Origin of the sequence: Alcanivorax xiamenensis, from assembly GCF_009846745.1 — a bacterium.
GTDB lineage: Bacteria > Pseudomonadota > Gammaproteobacteria > Pseudomonadales > Alcanivoracaceae > Alloalcanivorax > Alloalcanivorax xiamenensis.
Genome location: NZ_AQPF01000049.1, coordinates 1 through 16,305 on the forward strand (window position 1 = coordinate 1; position 16,305 = coordinate 16,305).

The 16,305-nt window shown below is 56.7% G+C and carries 15 protein-coding genes; 10 read left to right on the top strand and 5 right to left on the bottom strand.

The window, feature by feature from the left end; translation table 11 throughout:
• The 10 genes from A6D6_RS18545 to A6D6_RS18590 all read left to right on the top strand — a co-directional run.
• On the top strand, positions 1-2,548 hold a 2,548-nt coding region (locus A6D6_RS18545), incomplete at its 5' end, for a DUF2345 domain-containing protein (RefSeq protein WP_159661527.1).
• Complete coding sequence (locus A6D6_RS18550) at positions 2,545-3,087, top strand: hypothetical protein (RefSeq protein WP_159661528.1); 543 nt, start codon at positions 2,545-2,547, stop codon at positions 3,085-3,087. The genes A6D6_RS18545 and A6D6_RS18550, both read left to right, overlap by 4 nt.
• Before the next feature lie 80 nt (positions 3,088-3,167).
• Complete coding sequence (locus A6D6_RS21765; RefSeq protein WP_201303845.1) at positions 3,168-4,316, top strand: hypothetical protein; 1,149 nt, start codon at positions 3,168-3,170, stop codon at positions 4,314-4,316.
• 10 nt (positions 4,317-4,326) lie between these two features.
• Positions 4,327-5,142, top strand: a complete 816-nt coding sequence (locus A6D6_RS18560; RefSeq protein ID WP_159661529.1) for a hypothetical protein — start codon at positions 4,327-4,329, stop codon at positions 5,140-5,142.
• A gap of 291 nt (positions 5,143-5,433) precedes the next feature.
• On the top strand, positions 5,434-6,201 hold the full coding sequence (locus A6D6_RS22230; protein ID WP_159661530.1) for an STY4534 family ICE replication protein: 768 nt from the start codon (positions 5,434-5,436) through the stop codon (positions 6,199-6,201).
• Positions 6,202-6,317: 116 nt separating this feature from the next.
• A complete protein-coding gene (locus A6D6_RS18570; protein WP_116028203.1) occupies positions 6,318-6,824 on the top strand; it encodes a JAB domain-containing protein in 507 nt (168 codons plus the stop codon).
• 88 nt (positions 6,825-6,912) lie between these two features.
• The gene (locus A6D6_RS18575) at positions 6,913-7,506 is read left to right on the top strand and encodes a DUF3275 family protein (RefSeq protein WP_080531506.1); all 594 of its coding nucleotides are present in this window, start codon (positions 6,913-6,915) and stop codon (positions 7,504-7,506) included.
• A 121-nt stretch (positions 7,507-7,627) separates the two neighbouring features.
• Positions 7,628-8,269, top strand: coding sequence for a hypothetical protein (locus tag A6D6_RS18580; protein ID WP_080531507.1), 642 nt, complete (start codon positions 7,628-7,630; stop codon positions 8,267-8,269).
• Positions 8,270-8,363: 94 nt separating this feature from the next.
• The gene (locus tag A6D6_RS18585) at positions 8,364-9,473 is read left to right on the top strand and encodes a DUF6094 domain-containing protein (RefSeq protein ID WP_080531508.1); all 1,110 of its coding nucleotides are present in this window, start codon (positions 8,364-8,366) and stop codon (positions 9,471-9,473) included.
• Between the two features lie 111 nt (positions 9,474-9,584).
• Positions 9,585-11,861: a helicase-related protein gene (locus A6D6_RS18590; protein ID WP_159661531.1), complete on the top strand. Its 2,277-nt coding sequence runs from the start codon at positions 9,585-9,587 to the stop codon at positions 11,859-11,861.
• A 110-nt stretch (positions 11,862-11,971) separates the two neighbouring features.
• Here A6D6_RS18590 and A6D6_RS18595 read toward each other — a convergent pair whose 3' ends face one another.
• The 5 genes from A6D6_RS18595 to A6D6_RS18615 all read right to left on the bottom strand — a co-directional run bounded on the left by A6D6_RS18595 (position 11,972) and on the right by A6D6_RS18615 (position 16,305).
• Positions 11,972-12,259, bottom strand: coding sequence for a hypothetical protein (locus tag A6D6_RS18595; protein ID WP_159661532.1), 288 nt, complete (start codon positions 12,257-12,259; stop codon positions 11,972-11,974).
• 323 nt (positions 12,260-12,582) lie between these two features.
• Positions 12,583-13,692 (bottom strand): RHS repeat-associated core domain-containing protein, encoded by a 1,110-nt coding sequence (locus A6D6_RS18600; protein WP_201303846.1) that lies wholly within the window; start codon positions 13,690-13,692, stop codon positions 12,583-12,585.
• 132 nt (positions 13,693-13,824) lie between these two features.
• Positions 13,825-14,292: a hypothetical protein gene (locus A6D6_RS18605; protein ID WP_159661534.1), complete on the bottom strand. Its 468-nt coding sequence runs from the start codon at positions 14,290-14,292 to the stop codon at positions 13,825-13,827.
• Positions 14,293-14,748: 456 nt separating this feature from the next.
• Complete coding sequence (locus tag A6D6_RS18610; protein WP_159661535.1) at positions 14,749-15,393, bottom strand: DUF6928 family protein; 645 nt, start codon at positions 15,391-15,393, stop codon at positions 14,749-14,751.
• 219 nt (positions 15,394-15,612) lie between these two features.
• Positions 15,613-16,305: a hypothetical protein gene (locus A6D6_RS18615; RefSeq protein ID WP_159661536.1), complete on the bottom strand. Its 693-nt coding sequence runs from the start codon at positions 16,303-16,305 to the stop codon at positions 15,613-15,615.

Genomic DNA, 16,305 nt, shown 5'->3' on the forward strand with positions numbered 1-16,305 from the left:
GTTCAAGCCGAAGCCCGGCAGCCGGCAGGACAGCGACCAGCCGGTGGAAACCTTCGCCGACCCGAAACTGGTACTGGAAAGCCCGGACCACATCGTCCTCAACAGCGACAAAAGCGCCGCCGCCATGGCCGGCGAGCACCTGCACATCACCACCCAGAGCGACGGCCACATCACTGCCGGCGACAACCTCGCCCTGGCCAGCGGCGGCAGCGCCGGCCTCTACAGCCACAAAGGCCCGCTCAAGATCATCAGCGAGAACGGTCCGGTCTCCCTGCAGGCCAACGGCGGCCCGCTGGAACTGCTCGCCGACCAGGCCATCACCGCCACCAGCAGTGAGGGCAAGGTCAGCGTCCTCGCCAAGGAAAAAATCACCCTGCAAAGCGGTGAGGTGGAAATCGTCCTGGACGGCGCCAACATCTTCTTCCGCTGCCCCGGAACCTTCACCATCAAAGGTTCCATAAAGTCGTTGGAGCCGGGCCAGGCCGGAGGTGTTGGCATTCCGAGCACGCCGGCCGGCACCTCACGGCTTGCCTCTCTGGCGAAGACCGCTGCTGCTGCCTTCAGCGCGGTCCCCAGTTTGGCCTTGTCACGATTGGCCGATGCCACGGCCCCCAAGGCCAGTGCGCCGGACGCCCTGGAAATCGCCTACCGCTGGCCCAACGGCAAACCGGTGGAGGACGTGCCCTATTCCTTGAATGAGCCGGAAGAGTCGGAAGACTCGCCTTCCGCTCCGACGCCGTCCCCCGGCACCACCACGACCACCGCGCCGTCACCGCCCCGCGCTCCGGGCGCGACGCCCAAAAACGCCGTCCGCTCTGGCACCGTCAGCACTGGCGAGGCCCGCGAAGAACAAGTGGACACCCTGGTGGATGTGCGAATTGGCCCCGGCCAAGAGCTGGACGACGAGATGGCGGCCTTGCACGAGGAGATCAAGGCCACCCTGGGAGAGATCATCGAAGCGGAGAAGAAAGAAGCCGCCGAGATCGAAAAGGAATGGGAAGAATCCGGCCTGCCCGGGAAAGCCTGGAAACTTTGGCGCTCCACTCAATGGGCCGCCTTGCGCGGCGCCTGGGACGGTGCCGTTGGCTTGCTGGAATTCACCAGTAATGTCATGGCCTTCGCGCCTCAGAATCTGCTGACACGGGCTGCCCGTAACGCCTGGAAAACCGCTCGGGAAGAAGGTGAAAGCGACGCCGAGTTCCGCCAGCGCTTCCTGGAGAATTTCAGCGAAGACAACAAATACCACCTGGTGGAAGCCCTCGGCTTTGACCCCTCCTCCATTTCCCGGGAACAACTGGCCGAGGCCTGGGAAACCGCCACTCTAATCATGGAAGATGAGGAAAGCCGACAGTTGATCCTGGATTTCGTGGCGGACTGGTACGACGCCCAAAATGCTCTGGAGAAAGCGGAACTCTCTTACTACGTGGCCGGTGCCGTGGCTTTTGAGATTCTGTTCGGCATCTTGTTCGCGGCAGCCACCGGCGGCGCCGGTAACGTGGCTCAGATAGGCAGCAAGCTACGTCACGCGGCCCTGTTGAAGAAACTCCAGGCCCCCTTTTCGAAATTGGGCGCGTTGCTCAAGAAGAAACGGTTGCGTAGGGACCACAAGAAAAAGAGAGGTGGCCAGCGGATCGAGGAAGAGACCGCGCTGCCAGAGACCTTGGACATCCGGCAAACCCTGCGCCGTCTGCCCTATCCGAAGACCCTGCAGGAAGCCCGCGAGCACCTGCTGTTGGCCCGCAGTTACATCAAACGCTATGGCTACAGCCCCATGTTCACCGATGCCGAGTTGGAAGAGCTCGTCAAGAGCGGCAAAGCCGCCAGTGAGCGGTTCCATGTACGGATCATGGACGCCAATTACCTGAACGACGGGGACGGTTCCCACTTGGGCGGCGGTCTTGGCCGTGTCATGGAAACGCCCGACGGTGCCGGCGCCAAATACTGGTCCACCACCTGGGAGCAAATCCTGGACGTGGACACCGATCCCAAGTTGATACACCAGAAGCTGGGTCTTGAAGGCGCCTACGACCCGAAACGAGAGTATGCCCTGGTCATCATCGACACCGAGAAAGCCGCACCGCTGACGGGCAACGCTAGTATCGTGCCGACGTTCGAGGAATTAGGACGATTTGCCAGCAACGAACTGCCTAACAGCTTCACCGAAAGCATGGTCAAGCGAACGATGACGCCAGACTTTCAACAGTTCTACGCGAACCATTACAAGATGGCCATGCAGAGGAAATTCATCGAAGGACAATGGGATGCAGATGGCTGGAGCCACTACCTAAGAAACGTTGATTTGGACAATAGCAATAAAAAAATGCTGGAAAAGCGTTTTTTAATGCATGACAAATTAGGCAATAACGAAGACTTCAAGGGTACAGGTCTGACTAAGAACAGCATCCCAGACAGCCCCAATCAGAGTGGCGCGTTTGAAACGTTCAACTTCGAGCGCAAAGGGATAGAGAACAAAATCACCTTGGCCAAGCTGAAAGAGAATGATGCCATCGAAATTATTGAAGGAATAACGGAGATTGCCACGCAATGAGCACCCTTCAGCCTCTACCGGAAATCACTCATCACGAGAAACTGCCTCCTGGGGCAAAAGAGATTGCGCGAATACAAATGCGTCACCCCAAAAAGCTCTATACCTTTATTCAGTATGACAACAGGTTGATCATCCATACCTCTCGGGATGCCGTCATTGACGGCAAACCCGATTATATCTGTGGGCAAATAGATTTACCCATCGGCTTCCTACATTGGTTTCCCAATGCATTAGAGAATTTCCGAAAGCCCCCTTCAGAAGGCGGCCTGCAGGCGGGAAAGCTCGTCTCCCCCACACAAATAGTTGAAGGTGAAGAGCTAAGTATCTCCAGGGCAATGGGGGACCGGGCATGGCCTGAAAAGGGGCCGCCGCCAGGGTACTACATCGAAAACAGAAGCCGGCTACAGCATGACTTCGATGACGAACCAGAACTCAAAGATCCTCAGGAGATGAAGTTCCCCGAAAGCTATCTCTATAACGAAGGGCTTCTCGACTTTATTAAACGCCTTGGGGATCAGTACAAAGCAGGGTTGCTATGAGCGCCCTTCATCCTCTACCGGAAATCACGCATCACGAGAAGATGCCTGCCTAGGCAAATGACGGAACAGGGAGATAGCGCATGAGCGGCTCGCCTATGACCCTGAACGTATGGCAAAAGCGTCAGGCCACGGTGCTGTATCACTACACCTCGCAGGCGTACTTACAGGGCCTGAAGGACCGGCTGGATGTGCTGATCGGTGACACGGAAATCACTCTTGATACGGCGCTTCGACAGAGCCGGGACCAGTACATCGCCAATCCGCGCTGGGGATGGCGGGACACCGCCGCCAACTGGAGCACCTACGGCTTCCCAGCGTTGAAGGAATGGCGGCAAAGTGTGATTCATCAGATCGCCCGGCGGGCCATTGAGGCTTATAGCAGCACAGGCGCAGAAAACTGCTCCGGCATGCTCCGGAACCTATCCATGGGCTGGACCACCCCCGAGGAGGAAAAACAGTTCGAGGAGGCTTTCAGCGAAGTTTACGGCTATGCCACTTATATCGACAGCCTGATTGGACCACCAAAAAACATGACGGAAAGCGCCTTTAATTCGTATTGGTACGGCTCCCACACTGACCCGAGCAACCCGGGGATAGCCCACCTTTTCCCCCGACTCCCCAAGTATGTCGTCCATATGGCTGTCGAAGCGGAGACGGGGAAGAAGCCGCCACGCACAGGCGTGTATGTACCTCAAGACGACCCGCTAGGGGCGCTCCAGTTTTGTTGGACAGGAGGGGAAACCAACGGCAGCCCTGGGAAATGCGTCACTTTCAATGATCTGGGAAGAAAGATCATTCAAGCAGCGGGAAGGGATAACTTTTGGGTCAAAGGCCCCGAGCTTGTTAACGCGGTCAAACAATACGCACCTTCGGAATACGAGACTTTTGTGCGCAACCTAAGAGGGCGCAACTTCTCCCCTTCGGAATTGGATAACCCGAATATGGCCAGTCGTTTCCTGAGAAACGAAGGTATGGCACTCAACTCCTGCAAGTGGTACTTCGTCGAACAGATTGAAGGCGAGTACGACGACGCTGTCGAACAGGAAGATGTACCAGCCCGCCCTCCCCGAACCCCCGGTGGTCAGCCGTGCCCTGAGTCCGGCTGGTGGTTCACCCCGGCAAAAGCGGGCTCCCGCCGTTATTTCAAGAAGGGAGAGGTCATGCCGAGTTTCGAGGGCAGTGCTTACGGGGATACGTTCTGGCAGTGGGATGCCAGGCAGGGACAGTAAGACCTGAGCGATGAATCGACCAGCATGTCCTTGCAAGAGCGGTTATCGGCACCGCACCCAGATCATCGGTGAGGCTTGGGACATTGATGGTGAACACTGGGCCGTCCGCAAGCGGGTGCGCTCCCCCCACGGTATTTTCATTGAATACGGCTGGCGGATGGACCAAGTGCCCGGCCCCGGCATCCCCTCTCGGGGTGTCAGCCTGATCCTCACGCCGGTATTGGCTCAGGCTCTGCATGACCTCCCTATCTTCAATGAGGCCAAGGCGGCCTTGGGGATCGGCCATACCGCCTTGAATCAGTTACGTCGACGCGTGGCCATGCGCCACCGGGACCAGTTGGACCGCTGGTGGCGGGACCGTATTGATGGCCTTAAAACCCTGCCGATAGACACTTTCGCTCGCTGCTACGGCGTGCATCCGGACACCGTCAAGGCCTACCACCAGCGGCTGGTCGGCCCAACGCAACCCGGCACCAACCGGACGTGGGAGTACCAGAGGGTAAACCAACTAATGGTGATGTTTCTGGATCACCACGCCGACACCGGGTTCACCGACCTGCGGCACGCCAAGCAGAATCCCGCCATCCCCATGGGGGAATACGGCTATCGAGAGGAGACCCCGCAAGGCCCGGTTTACTTGTTCACCTCCGACACGCTGGTCAGGGCCATTCCGGAATTCACACTCAAGCGGATCTCCCGAGCCCTGGAGGCAACCGGTTGGGTGGAAGCCTCGACCTGGGTCAACGGCGAAAAACCCATACCAAAGCCACGACGCATCAGCGGGCGCCGTAGTCTGTACTATCACGTGCATCGCCCCAATTCGTGACCTTACTCCGGTGCGAAGGGTTGCGCTGGCCCCAAAAGCTTGACACCCCGTCGCCATCGTTGATTAGATATTGATCGAACACCCCTACCGCTGGGATAAGCGGCCCCTTGAAAAAAGCCTTGTCGGATCGTGAAACGAGGCAGCCTTCGGGCTTCGATCCACTCTCAACCCTCGCCAGCCGGCAACCTTCGACACCTTTTTCCATATCACCCCAACGGGGAAACACATCCCCATGGGGCACGCTTATGCGTGGTGTTTCTCCGTATTTTCTTAACGTTAAGGAGAATCACCATGAACCCAGCTCAGTCCACTCAACCGACTCAATCTACTCAAGAAAAGCAATACTTCGATCTGCACACCACCGGCATCGGGTACCTGAACCGTATCCGCGAAGTGTCTCCCAAGAAAGGCCAGCCTTTCCTGGCGTGCAACATCGCGGCGCTGTCCGGTGCCGCCGACGATGTGGTGTACACCCGCTTCGACTGCCGTGTCAGCGGCAAAGAGGCCGAGGCGTTGGTCCGGCAGTACGAGGACGCCGTGAAGCAGGATCAGAAGGTCTTGATCAGCTTCAGAATCGGCGACCTGTGGGCCGATACTTTCACCTACACCAAGGGTGACAAGGTCGGCCAGACTGGCGTCAGCCTCAAGGCCCGTCTGCTGTTCATCAGCTGGATCAAGGTAAACGGTCAGTTGGTCTACAAGGCGGAGCGGCCGCAGTTGGAGCAGGATCCGTCCGGGCAAGCCCATCAGGGTGGCCAGGACGATCAGGCTGAAGCGGTCCCTTCCGAGGATGCCCCGGCACCCACTGCCGAGGATGTACCCTCACCGAAGGAAACGCTGCGTCAGCCTGCTCAAAAAACGCTGCCTGAAACCGTCCAGCTGTCCAAGGACGCACCGGATTTCCAGGAACGCAAGGCGGCACTGAAACAGCAAGGCTATCGCTTCGACGGTCAGGCTAAAGTGTGGCGCCTGCCCACAGATGCAGCCAAGGCCGCCATCGAGGCGCAACGCCAAGCCAACGCCCAAGACTGGGCACACAGTGCTCAGGCCACCGCCTGATTTTTTTTAATCCTCAATCCAGGCCCCGTTCTCGGGGCCTTTCATTCCACCCACCGTCCCGGGGGCCTTGCCCCACGGGGTCAGTGCCTCCTTAGATTATTGATCAGGAGGTTTCCATGTCGTTCAATGACGTCCCTGTCGTCCATGACGGCGCTCTCCGCACCCCCATCGACTACACCAGTATCCAAACGCACCCGGTTATTCGCGAAGCGATTGGTATCCTGGAGGCCCAGCTCTTCAAACGCGAAGCCTCGCTGACCAGCTCTGTGGCTGTTCGCGAGTATCTCCGTCTGCAACTGGCCAGCGAGCCTTTGGAAGTGTTCGCCATCGTCTTCCTCGACAATCACCATGGCGTCATCGCCTACGAACCCTTGTTTCGAGGCAGCATCAGCGGCGCTGCGATCTACCCTCGCGCCGTGGTCAGACGGGCCATCGAGCACAACTGCTCCGCGGTCATCTTCGCCCACAACCACCCTTCAGGCGACACTGAACCCAGCCGGGCCGACCGGGATGCAACAACTCGTTTAAAAGCGGCCCTGGACCTGGTGGATGTCCGTGTTCTGGACCATTTCATCATCGGCAAAGGCACGCCCCTGTCCTTCGCCGAAGAAGGCTATTTGTAACCCCCGGGCCTCATCGGCCCTCCCCGTTTTCCATTCCAAGCTCTGCCCTGGCCGCCAGGGCTTTTCCTTTCCTTCTGGAGTCTGTCCTATGATTTCCTTGTCCGGCCAATTGGCCATCCGCACCATTCACGGGCGCAACGGCGCGTTCAACGTTGGTCGCCTTTCCACCTCCATCGGCGATTTTGTCGTCAAGAATGCGGAGCTGGATCAGTACCACGAAGGCAAGTACGACGGTGATTTTCTGATCACCGCCATCCGTCCCACCCACTACCTCGCTAACGGGCGTTTGGTGATCGAGATTCGCGCTCAGTTGGACGGTATGACGCTGTCGGGAATCGACGAACTGAATAGCGACGACGCCAGCCGTCTCAGCACGGAGGAACCCGATCCAGCCGACGAGCCCATTCAGCCCACGGCCCCTGTCCCTCAACCCTCAGCATCACGCAACACACCCGCACCGTCGGCGGATTCCTCCGCGCCCCAGGACGCACCGTCCGAGGGTCAGACGAACGCGGACGGGGACGACGCCAAGCTGTTTGGCCCCCTGTGGCCTCTCTCGGACGCCGTGAAACTCGACGCCACCGTGGACCGGCGCCGGCTCCGCCAACAGTGCGACCGGCTCCATCAACTGGGGTACGAGTTCGCGCCCCTCTCTCAGGACTGGCATCGCGTCAGCCCTTGAGGGCCCTTCTCACGTCATCAGCACCACGGTCCTGTGGTGCTTGCGCGCTGCGCTAACCCTTCGGTGTCTTGGGCCTCTGTCGGCCCGCACTGCCTTTCACTCGGATAATCAGGAAACCACCATGTCTACCTCTACTCACTGCACACCGCAGGCGCTCTATCGCATCGAAGAATGCCCCGATCTGATGGTCGATGGGCACGTCGGCGATGAGCGCGGCAACCTGGTGTTCTTGTCCCTCTGGGGCCGGGACACCGCCATCCAATCCTTTCTCGCCCGGCTGACGCTGGGGCGCGATGAACAAGGCCTGGACCATTTTCATCTGCTTTTGGAGCAGGACAGCCGCGTTTCGGTGTTCGTGCCCAACACGGATCACCTGGAAAAACGCACCACCCGGGCCTATCGCCAGACTCTGTTCGGCACCCTGGTCCATGTGTGGCTGTTCGACACACGCTGCCTGACGCCGGACCGCACCAACGGCACCACGCTCACACTGCTGCCCCGAGGCTTCCCCAACACCGATCCACGACTGTGGCACGGCGTGCGCGAGACCTGCGCCCTGCCCCTGCTGGATCATTGGCGCGACACCGTGCTGACGCTGCTGTGGGACCTCGACATGCTGGGACGCCTTCCAATGACCCTCGGGCCGCTGGAAGGGGTTCGACTCACGCTGGATCTGCCGCGACTGACGGACCTGCTCGGAGAACGCATTCGGGCCGGGGCGCTGACCGCGTCACCACAGCCTGGCAAAGCCCGGGCCGCCTAGCGGCCTGGGTTCCGGCAACCGCCTTTCAAACCCCATCCGGGCAGGGATTTCCCTGCCTGACTTCCACACCGCTTATCAAAATCAGGAGAGCCCTATGGCTTTGATGTTCCCGCGCCTGGCGCGCAACTTCGCCCGCAATGGGTACTTCCCCACGGACGAGCCCACACTGGAGCGGACCTTGTCCGCTCTATGCCCCGCCGACGGTCCCATGGCGATACTCGACCCCTGTGCCGGCGAAGGCGTCGCCCTCGCCGAGGCGGCACACGCCCTGGGCCGCGACGCCGTCACGGCTTACGCCGTGGAGTACGACGGCGAGCGCGCTCAACACGCCCGGACCTTGGTGGATCAGTGTGTTCACAGCGATCTGATGGACATGATGATCACACGCCAATCCTTCGGACTGCTCTGGCTCAATCCGCCCTATGGTGATTTGGCCAAGAACGCCGACGGGGTGACCGACTACGCCGGCAAAGGCCGGGCACGGCTGGAAAAGCTGTTCTACCAGCGTGCCCTTCCTTTACTGCAGTACGACGGCATTCTGGTGTTCATCGTCCCTGCCTACGTGCTCGACCGAGAGTTGGTGGGCTGGCTGACCCGCCATTTCACGGATTTGACGGTCCACCAGGCGGTGGAGACGCAATTCAAACAGGTGGTGATCCTCGGGCGCCGAGTTCGGCAACGGGACACCGTGCCTGCCGAGGCCAAAGCGGCCCGCGATCACCTGTTGCGTATTGGCCAAGGAGAAGCGGCCGCGGACACGCTGCCGCCCACTTGGCCCCATCGTCGCTACACCGTCCCCTGTACCCGGGTTCTGCCCGAGCACTTCTACCGTGTCACGCTCGAACCTCAGCAACTGGCCGAAGAGGTGCATCGTCTGCGAGGGCTGTGGCCCACGGCGGACGCCTGCTTCGGCGCCACACACCGCCCGGCCCGGCCGCCGGCTTGCGCGCTCTCGCAGTGGCATCTGGCGTTGGCCTTGGCGGCCGGCGCCATTTCCGGGGTGATTACCGCCCCCAGTGGCAAGGTCCTCGCTGTGAAGGGGGACACCCACAAGGAAAAAACACAGACCTCGGAGTTCGCCGAACGTGAAGACGGCTCCATCGCGGAAACGCGTATTCTCACCGACCGGTTTGTTCCGGTGATTCGGGCCTGGGACATGACACCCGGCTCCGCGACGCAGGGGCAGATCCTGACTATTCGCTAACCCCATTTCGGCGCGTCACGCCGGAATATCCACTCCACATAGCCACCCCACCGGGGCCACACCGCCCCGAAAGGGGCGTGGTGGGCCCGTCATTCAATGAGGAGCTTCACCATGAAGACACTTACCCCCTCCACTCCGGCTTCGTCCGTTGTTTCCAGCGACCGTGACGAGGCTACCCTGACCGCTCTGACCGTGGGTCTGTCCGACTTCGTCGAGGAATTTGGCGACGAACTGCTGGCCGCCCTGAATCAGGCGAACCCGCCCGTTTTCGACGGGCAGCCCCGCCAGGAACGTGAACAGGTCCTGGCAGGCCTCTCCCGGACGTTGTTTCCGGCTCAGGCCCGGACGGTACACGCCGTCACTGAGTTGCTGATCAACCGCGGTGAACCCGCCGCGATCGTCAACGGGGAAATGGGCTGCGGTAAAACCACCGTGGGCATTGCCACGGCGGCCGTGTTGCACCGGACCGCAGGCTACCGGCGCACGCTGGTGCTCTCCCCACCCCACCTGGTCTATAAGTGGCGACGGGAAATCCTGGAGACCGTTCCCGACGCCCGCGTCTGGGTGCTCAATGGCCCGGACACCCTGTCCAAGCTGCTAAAACTGCGGGAGACATTGGGCTCTCCCATCGAAGGGCCGGAGTTCTTTGTTCTGGGCCGTGTGCGGATGCGCATGGGGTTCCACTGGCAGCCGGCGTTTCAGCGCCGGCGGCGCCAATACGGTGAGGAGGCGGTCTGCCCGGACTGCGGTCGGACCCTCACTAACCCGGACGGCGAGCCGATCCGGCCCGCGGCCCTCGACGCCGAGGACACCCGCCGCAAATGCGACGGGTGCGGCACACCGCTTTGGACGTTGGTGCGCCCCAGGGGGCTGTCCGCGACAGACCGCTCCGCGGCGGTGCTCAAAGCCCTGAAGCGGATCCCAACCATCGGGGAAGTGACCGCCCGACGGCTGATGAAAACGTTCGGCGAGGCCTTCCTGGCGTCCATGCTGGGGGACAACCTCTACGAGTTCATCAACCTGATGGACGCCAACGGCCAGTTGGTCTTCTCCGACCGGCAGGCTCAGCGCATGGAGCGCGCCATGGCCAATATGGAGTTCGGCTTTGGCGAAGGCGGCTTTCAAGCATCTGAGTTCGTCAAGCGCTACTTGCCTCAAAACACGTTCGACCTGCTCATCGCCGACGAGGCGCATGAGTACAAGAACCGAGGCTCCGCCCAGGGCCAAGCCATGGGCGTCTTGGCGGCGAAGGCCCGCAAGGTCCTGCTGCTCACCGGCACCCTCATGGGGGGCTACGCGGACGACTTGTTTTTCTTGCTGTTTCGGGCATTGCCTTCTCGGATGATCGAGGACGGCTACCGTCCGACACAGCGAGGCAGCTTGTCTTCCGCCGCTATGGCGTTCATGCGGGACCATGGGGTGCTCAAGGATATCTACTCCGAGAGCGCCTCCGCGGCCCACAAGACCGCCAAGGGCAACAAGGTCACGGTGCGGACCACCAAGTCCCCCGGCTTTGGCCCGAAGGGCGTACTGCGTTACGTGCTGCCGTTCACGGTGTTCCTGAAGTTGAGGGACATCGGTGGCGTGCTGCCCCCGTATGACGAGGAATTTCGTGACGTGGCGATGACCGAGGAACAGGAAAGGGTCCACCAGACTCTGGCCTGCCAGCTTACCGCCGATCTAAAGCGGGCTCTGGCGCGCCGCGACACGACCTTGCTGGGCGTGGTGCTGAACGTCCTGCTCGCCTGGCCGGACACCTGCTTTCGGGCGGAGACGGTCAAGCATCCTCGGACCCGGGAACCGCTGGCCTTTGTGCCGGCACAGTTCTCCGACACCGACGTCATGCCCAAAGAGGCGGAACTCGTTGAGATCTGCCGGGACGCCAAGGCAGAAGGCCGTAACACCCTGGTCTACACCGTCTACACCGGCCACCGTGACACCACGGCCCGCCTGAAGGGCATCCTGGAGCGGGAGGGGTTCAAGGTGGCGGTACTGCGCGCCAGCGTGGACGCGGCCCGGCGGGAAGACTGGATCGCCGATCAACTGGAACGGGGCACCGATGTGCTCATCACCAACCCCGAACTGGTGAAAACCGGCTTGGATCTACTGGCCTTTCCCACGATCGTGTTCATGCAATCCGGGTACAACGTCTACTCGCTGCAACAGGCCGCCCGCCGCTCCTGGCGGATTGGTCAAACGCAACCGGTGCGGGTCATTTACCTGGGCTACGCCCGAACCTCACAGATGACTTGCCTGGGGCTCATGGCGAAGAAAATCACCGTGGCCCAGAGCACCTCGGGGGACGTGCCGGAATCCGGACTCGACGTTCTGAACCAGGACGGTGACTCGGTGGAAGTGGCCTTGGCCAAACAGCTTGTCACAACGTGAATGACCTTCGGCGGCCCCATGGGCCGCCTCCCCTTCTGCCCCCACGACCATCCTTCTCAGTCCATCTTATCCGTTAAACTGGCGCATATGAGTACGCTCAAGCCCATCTACTAGTAGAACCGCTCGACAAAAATCAGCCCAAACACGAACCCAATCAGCGCCAGAACGCCGGGAATGACATAAACCCATACAAAGGCATTCCTTCCCATCTCGCCCCTTGAATAGCGCTTATAGCCCGCGTCATAAAAGAAAGCACCCAAAATCAAAAGAAAAAAGAATGCACTGGAAATATCTAGGACTCGATCCGGGCCGACCCAGACCCACCAAGCACCCGATCGAATAGCCGAGAAGTAGACCAAAATCACCTGCAAGACCAGAAAAACAGGTTTTATCATCATTCGCGCCATTACTACAATCTACCGCTTAAGAGCATCAATAAAGAGTCCAAGAAAGACCAACCAAGAACAAGACAAACCCTATAACCATCATACTCTTCCCGTATAATGGAAGTCTTTTCTCCATCCTCTCTCTTTTATTCCTAACGTTATCAGCAGCGCGATGCGCCTTTTGCCTCCTGAGAACATGCTCCTGAAGTCGGAAATTAAACTGAAGATCTCCAGCCTGCGGTAATAGGTAAAAGATAAAACCGAATAGCACCAGCCCTACTCCCAGCCCTGTTAGCCTTATCGCATCAAAAGAGCCATACAGATTATTGAGCCATTCATTTAGCATAGGCGGACTGCATCAAGTTTGTATTTGGTTTTCCTGGGTAAAGTACAAACCCTCCCCCTGCCCCGCCAAACAGTGCGTCTGTAACTGATCCATAGTTATTGAGGGTAGTCTGAGCGAACGCCGATCCCTGAAGAATCGACACTCCCAGAGACATATCCGACGCCCCGTATGAACCGATACTAACTGGCAACTGTCCTATGGCTCTATTGGCCGAAGAATAATCAGCCATCTCAGTGATATTAGCGAACTTCGTTCTTGCCAAAGCGCTTCCGGCCGACACCACGTCTGGAATGCGTCCAACCGGGACACGCCCACTAGCCAGGTCAAACATTAAATTACCGCTCACCGCTGCAAGCTGAGCATCCTGATTGCCGGGAAACAAAACCTGTGCTCCCAGCTCGAATCCACTCGATGGTACGCCCGGTTCTTGGTCTCTAACCGCGCTGACAAAATTTCGGAAGTTCAGACCAAAATCAAATGAGGACTTTGCAACCGTTGTCGTTCCGAAACTAATAGCCCCCACACTCGCAGCCTTTGTAATCAACGTCGGCTCTGGGAGCCCCAACATAACCCCACCTCCAACGGCAGTCGCTCCGCCCACGAATACACCGGCCCCACTTGTAATCATGCCAAGCCCCGAACTAAAGGCATCATTCCACTTCACCAAGCCCATTGGATCATTGTAATTGATCGGATTATTTCCAACATAGGCGTAGAAATTGATTCCGCCTTCGACGCGTGCAGGATCTTCGCTAATGAAACGGCCGATCTCCGGGTCATAATAGCGGGCTCGATAGTAATAAAGACCAGAGTTCCTATCGTATTCACGCCCCGTGTACAGCAGTGTGTTTTCAGTCCCTGGCATCGACTGGCTTAGGGTATCCCGAGTTGTTCTCTGTTCCACTGCCCCGTTGTGTCCCGTCAACGCTGAGACACTGTTGAGGTGGTCGTTATGGAAGGTATAGTTGGTCCAGCCGTTCTCATCCGCGGAATGGTAGGCGAAACCGTTCAGGGTCTCATCCACCACCACACCACGGAGATATTTATTCTCCAACACCCCGGCAAGATCGTATGTCGCCTCAAGGTGTTCGGCTTCCAAATGATGGAGATGGTCACCATTGCATACGGTAATCGTTAGGATCGTACTCGAACAAGGCCCCATTGATCTCGGAGGCCCTGCCTTTCCCGTTATAGGTCACCGTATACAGCGGACTTCCTCCAGCAGTTATAGCTAAGTCCCACTACCCTTGGTAAAAATCGACATCAAAACACCTAAAACTGCACCCAAGACAACGATAGCGGCTCGCCATACTACCTTTTTCCGTCTCCCCTTCCTTCTTCTCGATTGGAGTCTAGCGACATACTGAGCAGCCGCCTCGGCATCATCCTCATGAACGTATATTTCGCCGGAGGGCCTATAGCTTTCAAAATACTCGCCTATAACTCGGCCTTTTAGGAGTTCTGACAGCCCCACAAATTCGCGAATCTGGTTTTTAGAAGGGTTTTTTATATATAGCCGCCCCGACTGATATATAAAATAAAAAGATCCTGAAGCGCTTCTTTTTTGGATGTTTACGTAATCGCTTTTCCGCTCCCATGAGTAATTTTGATCCCCTGCAATCGCCGACTCAACCTCTTCCCATTCTATAGGGGCCTCTAACTGCCCATCTTCACGAATTATGTATACGTGATACCCCATAAACAAAGCTCTCTATTTTTTATATACTGACTCAGTGATATTAGTATTAGGATTGCTTGGATAAAGCAGAAAGCTTCCGCCTGCCCCTGACTGACCACCCATAAATCAAGAAAGGATGCCTATTTCCATTCCGGCACATTATGAACACTAGCAGCCTCCCTGGAGAAAGACGAAAACCCCATAGAAATAGCCCAAAAGAGCAAGAAGAAGAGGGACGATAAAAATATAGACCTGTCTTTCACCTATTTTTAAAAATTTTTTATATCCAACTTCAAAAAAGAATGCGAACAAAACCATTAAAAGAAAAGCCTGAAAAAAGAGGTCCAGAACGCTTGCCGAACCTTCTTCAAAAGACCGCGAAAATCCCGACAATGTGGCGCCCACACACATAAAAATAGAGTACGACAGAAACCTCACCATCTGGCGCACCAGCATATCAATATGCCATTACAAAAACTATCGGTTACCGCAAAGCCTTTCAAAAAAATGCCGTTTTTTCGCCTGATAGATTACCATTGGATGTTCAAGACTGCGCATCTCGTCAATACGTTCCCCAAAGACACGTCGACTCATCTCAAAGACCAACTCCACGCCTTGCCCTTTACTATTATAGTCGTCTATCGTGGCATTCTCTAATATGACTCTCTCTTCAGGCAACAATACCCCCTCATTTACGACGAGCCCGATATCAGAAGCTCCAGCTGCCGAACGCCTTAGTCTTCCTTTGTCATAAAGGCAATACCCCCAAAGATTAACCGCACTATGAAGGACAAGAGACAACACCTGCGCGCTTGAAAATAATTCAAAAAATTCACGCTTAATGTCTTCTGCTCCTTTTACTCTCCCAACAATCTTCCTCATTGATCTATCGCCCATTAATGCAACAGGAAGAGCCCAGTGACACAATATGGCATTATTTTCATATACACCAACCGCGATCTCACTCTTGTCCGGGTAAATAACTTCATCCAACAGTGCGTATCGAATTTTATTATATCCCTTCAGCAATCGTATAGATTCAATTTCCTCAAGTTGAGGTTCCTGTATCGGGCCAGGGACCATTAAACCTGCCCCCTCTTCCATAACAAACACAGCAGACATTTTCCAGCCCATTATTTCTTATATACCGATTGCATTGTATTTAATCATCACTCGCGCCATTACTACAATCTACCGCTTAAGAGCATCAATAAAGACTCCAAGAAAGACCACCCAAGAACAAGACAAACCCTATAACCATCATACTCTTTCCGTATAATGGACGTCTTTTTCCCATCCTCTCTCTTTTATTCCCAACGTTATCAGCAGCGCGATACGCCTTTAAGATCGATATTTTTTTCTTTCGACTTCATCTAGCAGCGCCTTCAACTCATCCTCGGAGTAGTCAAGACCGATAGCTAAGTAAGTTGCCAACATCATCAAGCGTTCCGTATTTGCCTGCATGAACACCTTAGAATCTTTTTCCCAAACTCCATAATTCATAAATCTGAAAAGCGTATTGAAAAAAGTAGGAAACCCCGCCCTATCAAAACCAACTCTTTTTTCCCGGTCTTTGATTTTTCTAAAAGATCTCAGCAACCCCTTTTTTGCTACATTCAAAGAACGATAGTTCAACGCTGGATCCATGAACAAATTTTGACTTTTGGGTTTTTTTCTTACAGCACCAAGCCTATCAAGAAAGTCGCACAAAAACTCTTCCCGAAGCCTCCTTTTATCATGTTCCCATTTACCGACTTCAGAAAGTTCCAGCTCTCGATTGATTGCTTCACCTGCAGCCTTCACCAATTTCCTCGGAGGCTGCATCTGGTTATCAAAATGCAATGCAACAAGAGCGATGATTTCGTTGTTCGTTATCGAGTCACCATATCTTATGGCGTCTCCCCAACGACTGAAAAATCGCTTTATTGCCTCATCATAACCAACGGCATTATATCCATTAATCCAGTCTTCCCATCTATCTTTTATATCCAATCCTTCATCACAGTCAAATGGTCCAACTCCCCACGCACCCAT